Origin of the sequence: Serratia liquefaciens ATCC 27592 (assembly GCF_000422085.1) — a bacterium.
Classification (GTDB): domain Bacteria; phylum Pseudomonadota; class Gammaproteobacteria; order Enterobacterales; family Enterobacteriaceae; genus Serratia; species Serratia liquefaciens.
In genome coordinates this window covers 3282151-3298125 of the sequence record NC_021741.1, presented here as the reverse complement: position 1 = coordinate 3298125, position 15975 = coordinate 3282151, and the positions used below count along the sequence as shown (strand labels likewise).

Annotated in this window: 14 protein-coding genes; 5 read left to right on the top strand and 9 right to left on the bottom strand. The window is 51.6% G+C overall.

Annotated features, from left to right (window positions below):
- Nucleotides 1-26 precede the first annotated feature (26 nt).
- The 4 genes from M495_RS15555 to M495_RS15540 all read right to left on the bottom strand — a co-directional run bounded on the left by M495_RS15555 (nucleotide 27) and on the right by M495_RS15540 (nucleotide 4139).
- Nucleotides 27-863 (bottom strand): hypothetical protein, encoded by an 837-nt coding sequence (locus M495_RS15555; RefSeq protein ID WP_020827638.1) that lies wholly within the window; start codon nucleotides 861-863, stop codon nucleotides 27-29.
- On the bottom strand, nucleotides 860-2197 hold the full coding sequence (locus M495_RS15550; RefSeq protein WP_041415487.1) for a lipopolysaccharide biosynthesis protein: 1338 nt from the start codon (nucleotides 2195-2197) through the stop codon (nucleotides 860-862). The genes M495_RS15555 and M495_RS15550 overlap by 4 nt, the downstream gene beginning before the upstream one ends.
- Before the next feature lie 445 nt (nucleotides 2198-2642).
- Entirely contained in the window at nucleotides 2643-3398 is a 756-nt protein-coding gene (locus M495_RS15545) for a nucleoside/nucleotide kinase family protein (RefSeq protein ID WP_020827636.1), read from the bottom strand.
- A gap of 30 nt (nucleotides 3399-3428) precedes the next feature.
- On the bottom strand, nucleotides 3429-4139 hold the full coding sequence (locus M495_RS15540; RefSeq protein ID WP_232807852.1) for a nucleoside/nucleotide kinase family protein: 711 nt from the start codon (nucleotides 4137-4139) through the stop codon (nucleotides 3429-3431).
- A gap of 373 nt (nucleotides 4140-4512) precedes the next feature.
- Between M495_RS15540 and M495_RS15535 the strand changes: the two genes are divergently transcribed.
- Nucleotides 4513-5244 (top strand): nucleoside/nucleotide kinase family protein, encoded by a 732-nt coding sequence (locus M495_RS15535; RefSeq protein WP_020827634.1) that lies wholly within the window; start codon nucleotides 4513-4515, stop codon nucleotides 5242-5244.
- Nucleotides 5245-5371: 127 nt separating this feature from the next.
- On the opposite strand, the gene spt is transcribed toward M495_RS15535, so the two are convergent.
- The 4 genes from spt to M495_RS15515 are packed head-to-tail and all read right to left on the bottom strand — an operon-like array spanning nucleotide 5372 to nucleotide 9474.
- Nucleotides 5372-6544, bottom strand: a complete 1173-nt coding sequence (spt, locus tag M495_RS15530; RefSeq protein WP_020827633.1) for a serine palmitoyltransferase — start codon at nucleotides 6542-6544, stop codon at nucleotides 5372-5374.
- Nucleotides 6531-6791: an acyl carrier protein gene (locus tag M495_RS15525; protein WP_020827632.1), complete on the bottom strand. Its 261-nt coding sequence runs from the start codon at nucleotides 6789-6791 to the stop codon at nucleotides 6531-6533. Before M495_RS15525 ends, spt begins: the two co-directional genes overlap by 14 nt.
- Nucleotides 6792-6823: 32 nt before the next feature.
- Complete coding sequence (locus M495_RS15520) at nucleotides 6824-7738, bottom strand: NAD-dependent epimerase/dehydratase family protein (RefSeq protein ID WP_020827631.1); 915 nt, start codon at nucleotides 7736-7738, stop codon at nucleotides 6824-6826.
- Nucleotides 7735-9474 carry a fatty acyl-AMP ligase gene (locus M495_RS15515; RefSeq protein WP_230090323.1) on the bottom strand — a complete coding sequence of 580 codons (1740 nt, stop codon included), beginning with the start codon at nucleotides 9472-9474 and terminating at the stop codon, nucleotides 7735-7737. Before M495_RS15515 ends, M495_RS15520 begins: the two co-directional genes overlap by 4 nt.
- A 790-nt stretch (nucleotides 9475-10264) precedes the next feature.
- Between M495_RS15515 and M495_RS15510 the strand changes: the two genes are divergently transcribed.
- The 3 genes from M495_RS15510 to M495_RS15500 all read left to right on the top strand — a co-directional run bounded on the left by M495_RS15510 (nucleotide 10265) and on the right by M495_RS15500 (nucleotide 13589).
- A complete protein-coding gene (locus M495_RS15510; protein ID WP_020827629.1) occupies nucleotides 10265-11389 on the top strand; it encodes a hypothetical protein in 1125 nt (374 codons plus the stop codon).
- 228 nt (nucleotides 11390-11617) lie between these two features.
- On the top strand, nucleotides 11618-11980 hold the full coding sequence (locus M495_RS15505) for a diacylglycerol kinase (RefSeq protein ID WP_020827628.1): 363 nt from the start codon (nucleotides 11618-11620) through the stop codon (nucleotides 11978-11980).
- Between the two features lie 145 nt (nucleotides 11981-12125).
- Nucleotides 12126-13589 carry an EmmdR/YeeO family multidrug/toxin efflux MATE transporter gene (locus tag M495_RS15500; RefSeq protein WP_020827627.1) on the top strand — a complete coding sequence of 488 codons (1464 nt, stop codon included), beginning with the start codon at nucleotides 12126-12128 and terminating at the stop codon, nucleotides 13587-13589.
- Between the two features lie 3 nt (nucleotides 13590-13592).
- Here M495_RS15500 and M495_RS15495 read toward each other — a convergent pair whose 3' ends face one another.
- Nucleotides 13593-14450, bottom strand: coding sequence for an AraC family transcriptional regulator (locus M495_RS15495; protein WP_020827626.1), 858 nt, complete (start codon nucleotides 14448-14450; stop codon nucleotides 13593-13595).
- 200 nt (nucleotides 14451-14650) lie between these two features.
- On the opposite strand from M495_RS15495, the gene melA reads away from it, so the two are divergent.
- Nucleotides 14651-15958, top strand: a complete 1308-nt coding sequence (gene melA / locus M495_RS15490; RefSeq protein WP_020827625.1) for an alpha-glucosidase/alpha-galactosidase — start codon at nucleotides 14651-14653, stop codon at nucleotides 15956-15958.
- The last annotated feature ends 17 nt before the right edge of the window (nucleotides 15959-15975 follow it).

Here is a 15975-nt window from a genome sequence, read left to right as displayed (position 1 = left end):
AGCGGTAATTCCCCCCCCAGTAACAGTTACATAGGATAGCGCTCGAGAAGTAACTCCAGGCGTTGGCGGATATCGACATCCAGCATTGTGGGTTCGTCATAGGATTTCCCCCCCGCCAGCTTGTCCGCCACCATCACATCGTGGCGATCTCCCATTAGCCCGTTAATCGCGGCCAGGAATCTGGAGATCTGCAGAGCCTCGCGGTTACCTGGATCTATCGACCTCAGCGTGTCATAAAAAGAGACTTGCTGGCTGACGATTTTCCGCACGTCGTGGAACTGCTTTCCCGTGAGCTCTGGGTTGACAATGAGCTCCTGGAGCGCGCGCATTTGTTCCTGCCGGTAGGCAATAAAGTCACTCTCGGTTTCTAACTGAATATGCCGCAAAGCATAATTCACCAGCGACCAGACCGGCCTGCTGAGCAGCAGCCGAAGAAGATTGCCGTAGAATTTCAGGTTCTGTTGGTTGCCATTGCGAAACGCGTCCTGAAAATGGCCGAGCACCACGGTGGTGGTGTGAAAAAGGCGGCTGGCACTGTGCTTTTTGCTGTAAAGACGCTGGGCAAAGCGTAAATGTTTATAGCGCGCACGAATGTATTTGTAGCGCATGCGCGTCGCAGCGGGTAAGTCTGAATCCTTAAGAAAATCATTTACTAAGCCCAGGAGTTCTCGTCGGGTGAAACCGTCCTCCCAAAATTGCAGGCACAGGGCGTAATTATCCTGAATGCTCTCATAGGAACATTGCAAATCAATATGTTGTGGCAAACTGATATTTGCATCAACAATGTCATCCGTCTCTACGGCAATAAACAGTAACTGCGTAGTTTCAGCAGAGAATTTTTTCCCGTTGCTGCTATTCATCATTGATTACTCTCTCTGGATACATTGAATCCCAGTAAATAGCGATTACGGTAAGCGCCTATCGTCGGTATGAGCGTCAATAAAACGTCCAAACATTGGCCTGCCAGATAAGCGAAGGCCGCACCCTGCACACCAAACAGATGAGACATGCCCACCAGCAGCGCTATATAGGCGACCGCAGAAAAAGTCTGCACAATCAAGAAGGCCCGCTGTTTGCCCGCCATGAACAATAAGGATTCCTGCGGGAAGCCCAGCATGGAAACGATAATGGCGCCCAGCATGATTTGGATTAAATCATAGGCTTGCAAATACTGCTGGCCGAACACAAAGGAAATTAATGGCTTACCTACGACGATGACCAGCAGCGCCACGGCGAGACCTATGCCTCCAGCCAACAACGCCGATCTGAGGCCCAGCATCCAGGGTTTGCTGGTTCGGGGATCCAGACGCATGATCTCAGGGTAGAAGCTTTTTTCCAGCAGCTTGGCTGGGGTCCCCGTGGCGTCAAAGAAGGTCATCGCGATTTTGAACAGCCCGGCGGCTGCCGGCCCCAAAACGACGCCGACTAACACCGTGCTGCACGAGTTACGGGTAGCCCAAATAGTATGGGCAAAATTGGTGGTCCAGACGAAATTCCAGGCGCCTTCGATACGACGTGCGGTTTTGAATAGGCGTGGTTTCAATGCGTTATGGATATCTCTGCGGTGCAGTTCACGCGCGGCGAACCACCAAAATAGCGTGCCGCCGATCAAGTTGGAGGCATACCATGTGACGATGAACCCTGGAAATCCCCAATCAAAATAATAGGACAGCACGCTGCCGACGGCCTGCAGGAAGGGCTTGATGGCCTGCTGAACGGCAATCAGGTCGAAGCGATCAAACGCGCGTAAAATTCCCGTAGGGGTGGACGACGTCATCGACGGAATTAAGGTGCAGTAAAGGATCGCGAGCCAGAAACTTTCCGTATCCAACCCTAAGGCGTGCGAAAGGAAAGGGAGCAGCAACATGCCGCCCAGTACCGCAATGGTGCCGCTGGCAATATCCAGACCGAACGAAAATGAAATGACGTCACGAAAGCGTTGAATGTTTTGGCGTTCCAGCGCCGGAGTCCCAAATTGGACAACGAATTGCCACGTCTGAAACTTGATAAAGTCGCTGACTGCTTTGGTATAGGCTTGAATAACAACCAGAACACCAAACATTTCAGGCGACATGCCTTTGCCGGCGCAAGAAAGCGCAAGCAGCCCGAGCAGGGCGCTGGCTACACTGCCGGAACCTAAATAAGCGGCGTTACGTAAGATGGAACGAAAAGCGCCATCGGAAAACCAATGCTTCATGGTAAAACCAGCCATACTGACCACTTCAGGTTATCAATAGCTCAGCGGACATAAGCTGGCCTTGCATACATATCCGGTACGACGAAACTCAGAGATATGTATCCGTTCATGGAGTGAAAAGTAAAGAATCGCCCGTTTTGCTTGGCGACACTCTCACCAGGATTGATAGCGGCTCAATCCCTATTTTACATTGCGAGCGGTAGGCTCGGGTAAAACTTTCACACCTGAAATATAATCATGAAAATCTCTCCGATAATACTTTTCCAGGCTGATAAAATTTTACCATTCAATGCTGTTTAGTCATCCTTCCGGTACTGGCATTCATTTTAAAACATGATCAAAAAGTGCGTTTTCCTGATTTTTTGGTAATAAACATTAGCGTTGTTTACCCCTGAATCTTAATAGTGAACGATATTATCGACATGTCTGTAGATGAATGAATTCGCTATCCGAGAGAAGCCTGGGGACGCGAAGGGATCATTGCGACGGAGGATATTGCATTCAGCGCTTTTTCCAGTACTTCATCGTAAGGCGCTTTAGCATCCAACTCTATAATTCTGGAACCATTATATTGCAGCCGAACCATGGCAGAGATTTTGTCCTTCAGTTCTTCGTAGCTGTGATCGGGCTTACGTGAAAAGGCGGTATCGACATCAATATCGAGGCGAATGATAAGTTCGGGGCGGCATAAGGCCATTGATTGATATAAACGTTTTTCGCGTGCGGCTAAGCGAGTCATTAACCAGCCTTTTGCCCGCTCTACGCCAATGCCCGGCCCGTCATAATAAAAACCGGAAATCTCGGCCTGCGGAAAACGGTCGCTAATCACCAGCACGCCGCTCTCTGCCAGACGCTGTACTTTGCGTAAATTAGCCGCACGCCACACTGAAAAACCATACATAATCAGGGCTGCCCAGAGTGCCGGCGGTTTATTGCTCATGCGCTGAGTCTTGTCGGACTTCGCGGCCAGGCGGCGTTCAAGCCAGACACCAATAACCGGCAGGCGCTTAATTTTGTCGCCATCTTCACCGGAGATCAGCCCTAAATAACGCCGTTCCGTTGTCCGGTATTTTTGCAGGTTTTTGACCAAATCGGCGGTAAGCGTGGATTTCCCCGTACCGTCACTGCCCACGACCGCAATCAGGCCGGTAATCACGGTCGATGAAGCATCGCTGGCGGTATTTGATTTATCTGTTTGCATTTTTTTCAGTATTAATAAGTTATCGGCAGACTAAACCTTGGGTGTCGCCAGGGAGGTTCGAATGGCACGCAGCGATTCATCAAGAATTTTACCCGCCGGCTCTCGCCCATCTAAATCCAGTATGTTCGCGCCGTTAAAAGTAAGATGCGGAATGACGGCAATCTTTTCGCGCAGCGCAGAAAGTTTATGATCGGGTTTGCGCGAGAATGCGGTTTCTTCATCAATATCCAGACGAATCAATAAGAAAGGCGGATATGATGCCATCCACTGATACAGCCTTTGCTCATGTTTTCTCAACCAGCGTACCCAGCGATTACCGCCATCCGTTTTTGCCAGCTGCGGCCCATCGAAACGAAAACCCGCCACTTCCGCTTGCGGATAGCGATCGGTGACCAGTAATTGCCCTCTGCGGCTTTTTGCCAGCATGCGGCGAAACTTATAAACGCGCCAATATGACAACAAAAAGATCACCAGCGTGGTCAGATTACCCGGCGGCGTTGAAGGATGTTCATGAACGCGATCGGACTTCGCCAGTAAATAACGACCGAAGGGTGCGCCAATAATCGGCAAGTTGCTGATCCATTCCCCAATACGTCCCGAAGACTGGCCGAGATAAAGTAATTCTGTCGGTTCTTGCGATGAGAGATGATTGACCAGACTGGCAGCCAAGGTCGATTTTCCCGAGCCATCACAACCCGTTATTGCAATTACGCGCACGGGGGGATGATTAGCAATGGGCATTGTCTGTTGACTCACAATAATTGGTCCAACTCAAAGAAACTATTGTATTATAACCAGCCTTGGGTTCAAGATATTTATTGAGTATTATCTCAGTGCCATTCAAATTTCTTTATTATTTGTGATTATGTTTTGGTGAGTCCGTCTTGTTTTTTTGTGCTAACCACAGCTGGGATTGTTCTTATAGCTCTTAATGCTAATTAGGCGTTGCCGCACCGGGTAATGGAACAGGTTTCTTCATTGTTTTCTTAATCTTTTGTGTGCTTTGGTCTGGGGGTGGCAATATTTATTCCCCATGGCTTTGATAACGTCATTAAGCGACTTTTTGTTTTCGAAATGGTACATTTTTACAGGTGTCTTAGAAGAGAATCTTATTATGAATTCAAAATTCCCGCCGCTTATTGCGGTAATTGGCAGCGATGGCTCGGGTAAGTCTACCGTTTGTGAATATCTCATTGAATATGTGAAAAAATACGGTCCTGCAGTGAAGGTGCATCTGGGTAAGCAGGCAGGAAATGTCGGGCGTGCGGTTTCGCAACTCCCGCTGATGGGAAATTCTGTTGGCAAGGCCATCGAACGCAATACTAAAAAAGTGAAATCCAAAAAATCCAGGGTGGGGCTGTTGCCGGGTTTGGTCATCATCACTTTCGTTTTGCGTCGGCTGCTGCGTTTTCGCCGGATGTTGGCTTTTCGTCGACAAGGTCTGATCGTATTAACCGACCGTTTCCCGCAGGTACAAATCCCCGGCGCCTACGATGGCACCGTATTTCCCGAAAATACTCAAGGCAGCCATTTTGTCAGGTGGTTGGCGGGGCGCGAACGCAAAGCTTTTCAATGGATGGCGGATAATAAGCCAGACCTGGTGATCAAGTTGAATGTGGATCTGGACGTCGCTTGCGCACGTAAACCCGATCATCGCAAAGAAGCATTAGCCAAAAAGATTGCCGTTACGCCACTGCTCACTTTTGAAGGTGCGGAAATTGCGGATGTCGATGCCAATAAACCGCTCGATGAAGTGTTATCCGCCGCTGAAAAAGCCGTCGCGGAATTTATGCAAGCGCAGGGATATAGCTTTGTAGTCGAAGGCGAATCGGTAGCGACCCACTGATTATTTCAGTTCTCGAAATCAGAAAGTTTGATTCCAGTGCCGATAACTTTTTCGGCACTGGCAGGCAAGGTGAAGAGTGTTTTCGATGGGAACACTGCCCATGAGTTTTATGAGCAGCGGGACGTCATTATTTTTTTAGCGCGGCAAAAGCCCCAATGATCTTATCAATCTCTTCATCACTGTGCGCGGCGTTAACGCTGCATCGCAGGAGCGTTATGCCGGCCGGTGCTGCCGGAGGTAACACCAGATTGACATAAACACCTTTGGCGATCAGGTCGCGCCAGAATTGCAAACCCTCTTCTTTTGAACCAATCATCACCGGTACCACTGGGCTGATGCGCGGCCCCAGGTCGTAGCCCAGCTTGGCCAGTCCCTGATAGAGCCGATGCGCGTTGCTCCAGAGTTTTTCCCGCAGTTCAGGATGTTGCGCGATCTTTTTCAAAGAAGCGCGCACCGAAGCGATACTGGATGGCGAAGGCGAAGCGGTAAAAATATAAGGACGACTGCTGTAGCGCAGCACTTCCATATCTTTGCCGCCCACGGCAAAGCCGCCGATAGAGGCCAGGCTTTTACTGAACGTGCCCAGAATAATATCAACATCTTGCTCAACGCCCAGCTCTTCAGCCAGACCTCGCCCGTGAGCCCCCATCACGCCGAATGAATGCGCTTCGTCTACCAGCAAATAACCGCCGAGCCGCCGTTTGATGTCGACGATTTCAACCAGCGGAGCAACGTCGCCCAGCATGCTGTAAATGCCTTCGACGATGATGATCGCGTCTCGGGCACGTTCGCCAAGGCGCACCATGCGACGTTCCAGATCTTTGGCATCGTTGTGGCGGAAGCGAATGATTTCAGCGCCGCCCAGGGCGCAGGCATCATAAATACTGGCGTGGCTGTCCGCGTCGATCAGCACGACCGAGCCGGGGGTTGCCAGAGTACTGATGACCGCCAGGTTCGCGGTATAGCCGGTGGAAAAGACGATGGCGGTAGGGCGATCAAAGAACGCCATCAGCTCTTGCTCCAACTGCAAGTGAGAGCCATAGCTGCCGTTCGCCATGCGTGAGCCGGTTGTGCCGGTGCCCTGAGCGGCTAATGCCGCCTGACCCTCGGCAATAGCCTGCGCATCGAAGGTCAGGCCCAGGTAGTTATTGGTCCCCGCCAGAACAATTTTCTGATTGCCAATGCGCCCTTCGATTGCCGAATAAACCTCATCGATACAGGTGCCAAAGGGGTTCAGGCCATCGGCCTGGAATTGCTTACGATCCTGGGTAAGCCGCGAAAATTTATCATAAAGACCCATTGGTTTTCTCCAGGCGAGGGAGTAGAGCGTCAAGCAGCTGCTCTGGCGTTCTGACATCAAGCAATATATTGATAGGAATAGAAATATCGAATTCGTCTTCTAACATCATCAGCAGATCCAGGACTCTGATGGACTCCAGGCCAAGATCGTTGACGAGATCGCTATCAGGTTTGATTTCTAATCCGCCTTCGACCAGACCTTGCAGGCAAGTCAGAATATAATTCATAACAGCGTCGCGATTTCGCATAAAAATTTTTGGCAAACCTCTAATTTAGATAATTAAAATAAACCTTCACGCAGTGCGCGCTTCAAACTGATCTTGGGGACCCAATGAGTATCTTCGGACAGGCTTCGGTTGTTTGCAGACCAGTCCGGATAGGTTAATTCCCGTATTTTGTTGTGGGTCAGCATCGGTTCTTTGTTGGTCAACCGGCTCAACAACATGCTGCCATCGGCCAAAATTTTCAGCAGGGGCAGCGGGATCCCCACCAGCCTCACCGGGCCATTGCGTATGGTGGTCCCTATTTCCCGTAATCGCTGCCAGCTATAACCGCCGGCAACCCCGTCGCAAAGTTCATACGTTTGCGTCTGCGGGCCAGGGGCCAATAGCCACTGGCTTACGGCTTCGGCTAAATCGCTCACGTGAAGGAACGTCAGCTTTGCTTCCGCTGCGCCCAGTCGTGGAAGCACGCCGCGCAGAAGCCAGCTGAATATCGGCTTAAGCTCTTTATCGCCGGGCCCGTAAACCGCGGTGGGGCGAAAAATGCCCAGTGAAATATCCGCAGCCATAGCGGTTAGCCGTTGTTCAGCAACGTGTTTTGAATTGGCATACCAGGACAGCTCCGGATGGCGAGCGGCAAGAGAAGAGATAAACAGGAAGCGCTTGCAGCTGCCGCTTTGTCTGGCCGCCTGCATCAGGTGTTGGCTGCCGCTGACATTACACCGGGTGAAGGTTTCTTCCGTGCCTCCCCGCACCTGGCCCGCACAATGCACCACGAATTCAGCCCCGCGAACCAGCTCGATGAGCGAGTCCTGATCCTCCAGCGCCCCCAGGATCCAGGTCAGGTTAGGGGGGGCGATTTGACCTGCGCGCCGGGTGAGGGCGCGCACGGTAAAACCACGGGAAAGCAGATTCTGAACGATATGCCGGCCAATAAAGCCGGTTACGCCAGTGACTGCCACGGTGCCTGTCATTGCGCAAAGCCTGCCAGTTGCTGCATCGACGGGCAGATGGAGGTGGTCAGCCAGCGCTTCTTGGCCTCCGCACGGGCAGGTTTCCCCGAAGAGGTGCGGGGAATGCTGTGGGGCGGCAACAGCTCAATATCCACCGCAATGCCGAACTCGCTTTGAATTCGGGCGCTCAGCGTGTGGACGATTTGCTCCCGACGATCTTCAGAGCTGACCCGGCACTGGATTTGCAGAATGATTCTGGCGCCGTCACCGTGCTCTTCGGTCACGAAGGCAATGGCGTCGCCAGAGCGGATTTCCGGCTCGGACTCCGCAACATATTCAATATCCTGCGGCCAAATATTACGGCCACGAATGATGATCAAATCTTTCTTGCGGCCGGTGACGTACAGGTAGCCGTCCAGCAGATAGCCCAGGTCACCGGTATCCATCCAGCCGCTTGTCTGGATTTGCTGTTGAGACGCATCGTCGCGGAAATAGCCATTCATCAGGCTGGGGCCGGAGATACAAATACGGCCGACCTGCCGCTCTGGCAGCGGGAGCCCGGTTTCGCTGCGAATTTCGATACGGTGACCGGGCAGTGGCTTGCCGCAATTGACAAAGGTCGATGTGACCCGCGTTTTTTTGCCGGGGGCTACCGCCTTACCTTCGTATTCCAAAATGTCGCGGTCGACCAGGTTGATGGGCGCACCGGAAGCTTCGTCATAGAAACTGACCGCCAGGGTGTTCTCGGCCAAACCATAGCAGGGCATCAGCGCCTTGCGGTCAAAGTTAAGATGGCCGAAGTGCTCAGCGAACTGAGAGAGTAAATCTGACGGAATAGGTTCAGCCCCTACGCCGGCCACGCGCCAACTGGAGAGATCCAACTCGGTGATCTCTTTGTTGTTGCTGTAGCGCAGGCATAAATCGTAGCCAAACGGCGGAGCGACGGACACGGTGCCGCGATTTTTGGCGATCAGTTTTAACCATTGCATTGGACGCATGGCAAAATCTTGCGTACGCAAATAGTCGACGGACAGCTGAGTCGCCACTGGGGTAAGCAGGAAACCGACCAGGCCCATATCGTGATAGAAGGGCAGCCAGGAAACGCAGCGATCGCCCGCACGCAGTTTGATCCCATCATGGCTAATCACGCGCAGGTTAGACATCACCGCACGCTGGGTAATGATCACCCCGCGTGGAAAGCGAGTGCTGCCCGACGTGTATTGGAGATAGGCAATATCGTTGGGCGACGGTGTCTGCAGCTCCACATCCCGCTCAGGCAGAGCGTTAAAATCTGCGTCGCTGAGAATATGGGTTGGCGGTGCATCCAGGGTCGCAGAGCTGATCAGCGGTACCCATTCTTCGCTGCTGATAATGGCGGCAGGCTTACAGCTGTTGATCAGGCCCTGAAGCTTGATGGTATAAGAGTCCCGTTGCCCGACCCCCATAGGAATGGCCAGCGGGACAGCAACCAAACCGGCATATTGGCAGGCAAAAAAAGCCTCAACGAAACCGGCGCTGGTTTCCGCGATAAGTGCAACCCGATCGCCTTTATTGAGGTTCAGGGATAACAGGCGCCGCGCACCCACTATCGCGCGCTGTTTCAGCGTGCGATATTCCAGTACGGCCACGAGCTGATTACGACGATCGTAAAAGTTCATTCCTGTACTGCCCTGCGCTGCATAATCTAATGCCTCCACCAGAGTGGGGAAATCTGCATAACGCATTGGAAGAGAATGAGTGGAGCTTGTTTCAGACATATACAAATTAGCCATAGAGTAAAAATCACCAAAAGAGATAAACGACTATTGGCGAGAGAGTTAATGTTTTTACAATGAAAATGTTTTGAATATATTTGTTATTCAATCATTTTCTTTCATTCCACAAACAGATCACCCTGGAATTAATAACCAGCATGTCTACTTAGAACTAAAGGCGAGGGATTAGCCGTGGATATTACCTAGTCTTTTTCACGTGAGGACCATGACAGAAGAACGGCGGATATAGGTGCTGTCACAGCCAGCTCCTGATATCTCCATCCTTTGCCCGACAGCCTTGACCGGGTGCCTGTTATCGACACATTTCCGGAAGGCAATAATCGGCGATTCATATGATCTGATCTTGCGCATGGCTATCTCCGTACTTAAACATATCCTAAACAGTATCCGGAAGACGGACAAAAGTGAAAGCCTCATTTAACCCCAGGGATAGAAAAAGCATTTAATGTTAAAATATGCCAATGCGTCTCCAGACCAGAATTAGTAAACTAAAAAACGATTGGTTTTTCTTTGCTGGAAATAGCACGAAATAATAAAAAGCATAATTTGCTCAGATCACTCACGCCTCTGTCTGGCATCACTTTTGATAAAGAACAGCACGTGTCAGTGGAAACTCTGCTCGGGTAACATCCTGCAGGATAATAGGTATTAATTGATTTTTCTTATCTCTTAAAGGGATAAGTCATAACCGAGAGCGGATCTCATTTCAGAAAATATCACTGGCGTTATAACGTTCTTTTTTTGAGCATGTCACTAAATTGTAAGGTTATTTATGATTCATATTGAGCAAGTCCTCGATAAGCGTGATCTTAAGGCATTTATCGCTTTTCCTTCCTCCCTGTTTCGTGACGATCCTAATTGGATTGACCCTTTGTATTTAGAGCGCGAAGAACATCTCTCTAAGAAGAATCCTGGGACTGACCATATAGAATGGCAGGCATGGGTAGCCAAAAAAGAGGGCAAGGTGGTCGGGCGGATAACCGCTCAAATTGACGCTTTGCACCGCGAACGCTACGGCGAGGATACCGGTCACTTTGGCATGATCGATGCCATCGAGGATCCGGCGGTTTTTAGCGCGTTATTTGCCGCGGCAGAAGCTTGGCTGAGGTCTAAGGGCGCATTAAAAATCACCGGTCCCTTCAGTCTTAATATCAATCAGGAAAGTGGCCTGTTGGTCGAAGGGTTTGATACGCCGCCGTCGGCGCTGATGACGCATGCCAAACCCTACTACGCAGCCAATCTGGAGCGCCAGGGGTATTCGCAGGGCATAGATTTGTTGGCTTATTGGATGAAGCGCACGGACCTGCATTTTTCGCCTTCTCTGGCCAAAATGATGAGTCAGGTTCGTAAAAAAGTGACCCTTCGCCGCCTCAATCGCAAAAGGTTTAGCGAGGAAATGCAGGTGCTGCGCGAAATTTTCAATTCCGGTTGGCAGGATAACTGGGGATTTGTGCCTTTCACCGAGCATGAGTTTGCCACCATGGGCGATCAGCTGAAGTTCCTGGTGCCTGATGACATGATTTATATTGCCGAGGTCGATTCAGTACCCTGCGCTTTCATCGTCGGTTTGCCCAATATCAACGAGGCAATTGCCGATCTCAACGGCAGTTTATTTCCCTTTGGCTGGGCGAAGCTGTTGTGGCGTTTGAAAGTGAGCGGGGTGCGTACCGCGAGGGTGCCGCTGATGGGCGTTCGCCAGGAATATCAATTCAGCCGAATAGGGCCGATTATTGCACTATTGCTGATCGAAGCGTTACATGACCCCTTCGAGAAACGCGGTATTGATGCGCTGGAGATGTCCTGGATATTAGAGTCGAATACCGGCATGCGCACCATCCTGGAGCGAATTGGCGCGGTGCCTTACAAGCGTTATCGCTTATATGAAAAACAACTCTAACCCCTCGGCAAGACGCTGATTTTATCGGCCCTTCACAGGATGTAAAACGCACTGCGCTCAGAGAATACCTATGGCCAAAATTGCCTTTTGGTTGTTGGCGATTCAACGTTGCCGGAAAAACAATGTCACACGGGTGATTATTTAATTTCATTAACCAATTTCGTTATAAGTTACTGTGCGTTATTGATTGGTATTAAAAATCACCCGGTTTTTATAAGAGTAAGATGCATGTCCTTTGAAAAGAAAAAAGGAATAAATCGCTTAATAAGTAGCATAAAAAACTCACTGGCGGGCCTTGTTGATGCCGTTTTTACCGAAGATGCTTTCCGTCAATTGCTGGTGATTAACGTAATATTACTGGTTGTTACATTTACTTTAGATATTACAAAAGTAGAAAGGATGTTATTGATTGCCAGCAGCTTCATTTTACTGGTTGTTGAGTTGCTTAATACTGCCATTGAGAGCGTTGTCGATCGCATTTCTCTGGAGATACATCCCTTATCCAAGCGGGCCAAGGATTTGGGCGGCGCTGCGCAGTTGGTTGCGGTGGTGATGACGATAATGCTTTGGCTGGTGGTCTTGTTGGGCTGATTAATACCCTCGGGGCACCCCGATTTTCCGGAAGAAACGCCAGCTTTCAGCTGCCTTCATCAAGGAAGCAAAATATTCTTTGCAGGATAACGTTCTGTCGCTCATTATTTGAAATGTTGTTTCACTTTTATCTCATGAGCCGATCTTGAACTTATACGCCGCCCTGCGCCAGCGCGTGGAAAATACGCCCTGGTATCCTAAACGCAAAAGCTATCGCGTGCTGTTTTGGCGTGAGATCACGCCGCTGGCGGTGCCGATCTTTATGGAGAACGCCTGCGTTCTGCTGATGGGGGTGCTGAGCACCTTTTTGGTGAGCTGGATCGGCAAAGAGGCGATGGCCGGGGTGGGGCTGGCGGACAGCTTCAACATGGTAATCATCTCGTTCTTCGCCGCGGTGGATCTGGGCACCACGGTGGTGGTGGCCTTTAGCCTCGGCAAGCGGGACAGAAAAAGAGCGCGAGCGGCTGCACGCCAGTCGCTGGTGCTAATGACCCTGGTGGCCTTTGCCTTGGCGATCGGCATTCATTTGGCGGGCGAACAGATTATTGATGTGATCGCCGGTGCCGCCACGCCGGAGGTAAAGGCGTTGGCGCTGTCTTATCTGCAAACCACGGTGTGGAGCTACCCGGCCGCCGCCATTGCGTTGATTGGCAGCGGGGCGTTGCGCGGTGCAGGCAACACCAAAATCCCGCTGTTGATCAACGGCGGCATGAATATTCTGAATATCATCATCAGCAGCATACTGATTTACGGCATGCTGGGCTGGCACGGGCTGGGGTTTGTCGGGGCCGGGCTGGGGTTAACCATTTCCCGCTATATTGGCGCCATCGCGATCGTTTATGTCCTGATGATCGGCTTTAATCCGGCGCTGCACATCACGCTGAAAAGTTACTTTACCCCGTTGAAGCTGACCATCCTGTGGGAAGTGCTGGGGATAGGTATTCCTGCCAGCATCGAATCGGTGTTGTTCAACGGCGGCAAGTTATTGACCCAAATGTTTGTTGCCGGCATGGGCACCAACGTTATCGCCGGCAATTTCATCGCTTTTTCTGTCGCGTCGTTGATTAACCTTCCGGGCAACGCTCTGGGGTCGGCATCGACCATTATTGTGGGAAAACGGCTGGGCAAAGGGCAAATAGCTCAGGCGGAGCGCCAATTGCGCCACATTTTCTGGCTGGCAACGATAGGGTTGACGGTGATTGCCTGGGGCACGGCGCCCCTGGCGGGGGTATTCGCCTCGTTTTATACCCAACAAGACGACGTGAAGGAGGTGGTAAAGGTGTTGCTCTGGCTCAATGCCGCCTTTATGCCTATCTGGGCGGCGTCATGGGTGTTGCCCGCCGGTTTGAAGGGCGCGCGCGACGCCCGTTTTGCGATGTGGGTTTCGATGCTGGGCATGTGGGGTTGCCGCGTGGTTGCCGGTTATACACTGGGCATCATGCTGGGCATGGGCGTGGTTGGCGTCTGGCTGGGGATGTTTATGGATTGGGCGGTACGCGGTGTCTTGTTCTACTGGCGTATGGTCAGCGGACGGTGGCTGTGGAAATACCCGCGCATAAAATCGAACTCGCTGGCGGAAAATATCCGCGCAGAGAAAAGCGGCGAGTAAGGATCAGGCGTTCGCTGTTACTTCGCCCGGCACCGATGATGCCTGACTATTCTCCAGACGCCATTTGGCCGGCGAGAGGCCGTGGACCTGTTTAAAGGCCTTGGAGAAGTGCAGTTGGTTTTCATACCCCACCGAAATTCCCACCACCTTGATTGACGTCTGGCTATTGCACAGCAGGCTGGCGGCGATGTTCATGCGGAAGTTCAGCAGATATTCCTTTGGCCCAATGCCGTAAGTGCCTTTAAACAGCCGACACAGGTAACTGCGGTTGATGTTGCAGTAGGCGGCCAGGCGCTCAATGGTGAGGGGTTCATGGTAGCGGTTTTCAATGAGTTTTACCGCCTTGCGCAGATGCTGCGCCTTGTCGCTTGGCGGCTCGGCGATGCTTTGCAAAGCGTTATCAATCAGCGAAGAAAAAAACAGATAGCTCAGGCCCAGCGTTTTTAACCGATGTTCATCACCATGGCTAATGAGTTGCCGCAGATAGCGCAGCGCCAGAGGGGCGTCTTCGTTCTGGCGGGGACGATAAATCGGCAACTGGCGGCTCAGGCGGCACTCTTCAAAAATCTTGCCGGCCACCAGCCCGTCGACTTCCAGCCACATATAATGCCAGGGATCTTTTGAGTCGGCGCGGTAGGTAGTCACGTCGTGCGGGTGGATCAAAAAACCTTCTCCGGCCACCACCGGAAAAGAGCCATATTCGCTGCTCAGTACCCCGGTACCGCTTATCACATAATGAAATAAATAGTGTTGGCGTACCGCCGGTCCAAAGCTGTGCCCCTTGTCACAGTTCTCCTCGCCATACTGGTACAGGTTCAGCTCGATATTGTCGGTACGACTCAGAGTAAAACTCTTATGCATCAGTCATGGCCCCTGTGTTTTCGCTTACTGTAGCAGTGTAGTCGTGGCACGGCGGTGGGGCGATCTTCAGATCCAGACCTGGCTCACAGTTTTCATGCTGCGTCATTTTTCGCCATAACAAGGTCACATTTATCCCTATATTGCGAATGCGTTGCCGCGTAGTTTCAGCTTATCGAAAACCACAGCAGCGGAGAAATACGATGATTAAAGTGACTTTTATGGGGGCAGGCAGCACCATTTTCGCCAAGAACGTTCTCGGCGACATCATGGCAACGCCGGCCCTGAAAGAGGTGGATATTGCGCTGTACGACATTGACAGCGCTCGTCTCAATGAATCTTTCGCCATGCTGAGCAATATCAACCGCAATATTAATGCGGGCAGGGCGAAGATCACCCCTTATCTCGGGGTAGAAAACCGCCGGGCGGCACTGAAAAACGCTAATTACGTGGTGAATGCCATTCAGGTCGGCGGCTACGATCCTTGCACCATTACCGATTTCACCATCGCCAGAAAGTACGGCCTGCAGCAGACCATTGCCGATACCCTGGGCATCGGCGGCATCTTCCGCGCGCTGCGTACCATTCCGGTGCTGTTTGACTTTGCCCGGGACATTGAGGCGGTCTGTCCGGATGCCTGGTTGCTGAACTACACCAACCCAATGGCGGCCTTAACCGGAGCCATGCTGCGCCATACCGGGGTGAAAACGGTGGGGTTATGTCACAGCGTTCAGGTATGCGCGGAGACCTTGCTGAAAAGCGTCGATATGCCTACCGACGACGTTCAGTTTCACATTGCCGGCATCAATCACATGGCCTGGCTGCTGGACGTTCGCCGTCACGGCGAGGATCTGTACCCGGAAATCAAGCGTCGCGCCAACGCGCTGCAGGGCAAGCATGACGACATGGTACGCCATGAAATCATGAAAACCTTTGGTTATTACGTCACTGAATCTTCCGAGCATAATGCCGAATACATGCCGTATTGGATTAAACGTCATTATCCGGAACTGATTGAGCGCTTCAATATTCCTCTCGACGAGTATCCGCGCCGTTGTATCGAGCAAATCGACCAGTGGCAGCAACGCAAGCTGGCGTTGACCCACGACGCTAACCTGACGCATTCCCGTACCCACGAATATGCCTCATACATTATCGAAGCGATGGAGACCGACCGGCCGTACAAGATTGGCGGCAACGTGCTCAACACCGGTCTCATCACCAACTTGCCGGCAGAGGCCTGCGTAGAAGTGCCTTGTCTGGTGGATGGGCAGGGGATCAGCCCTTGTTACGTTGGCCATTTACCTGAGCAACTGGCGGCGCTGAACCGCACCAATATCAATACCCAGCTATTGACCATTGAAGCGGCAGTGACGGGCAAACGCGACGCGATTTACCATGCGGCGCTGTTGGACCCACATACCTCCGCCGAACTTTCCATTGATGATATACGTAAGCTGTGCGACGAGCTGATTGAGGCTCACGGCAGCTGGCTCCCTGCCTATCACTGATCGCCGAATTTAACCGT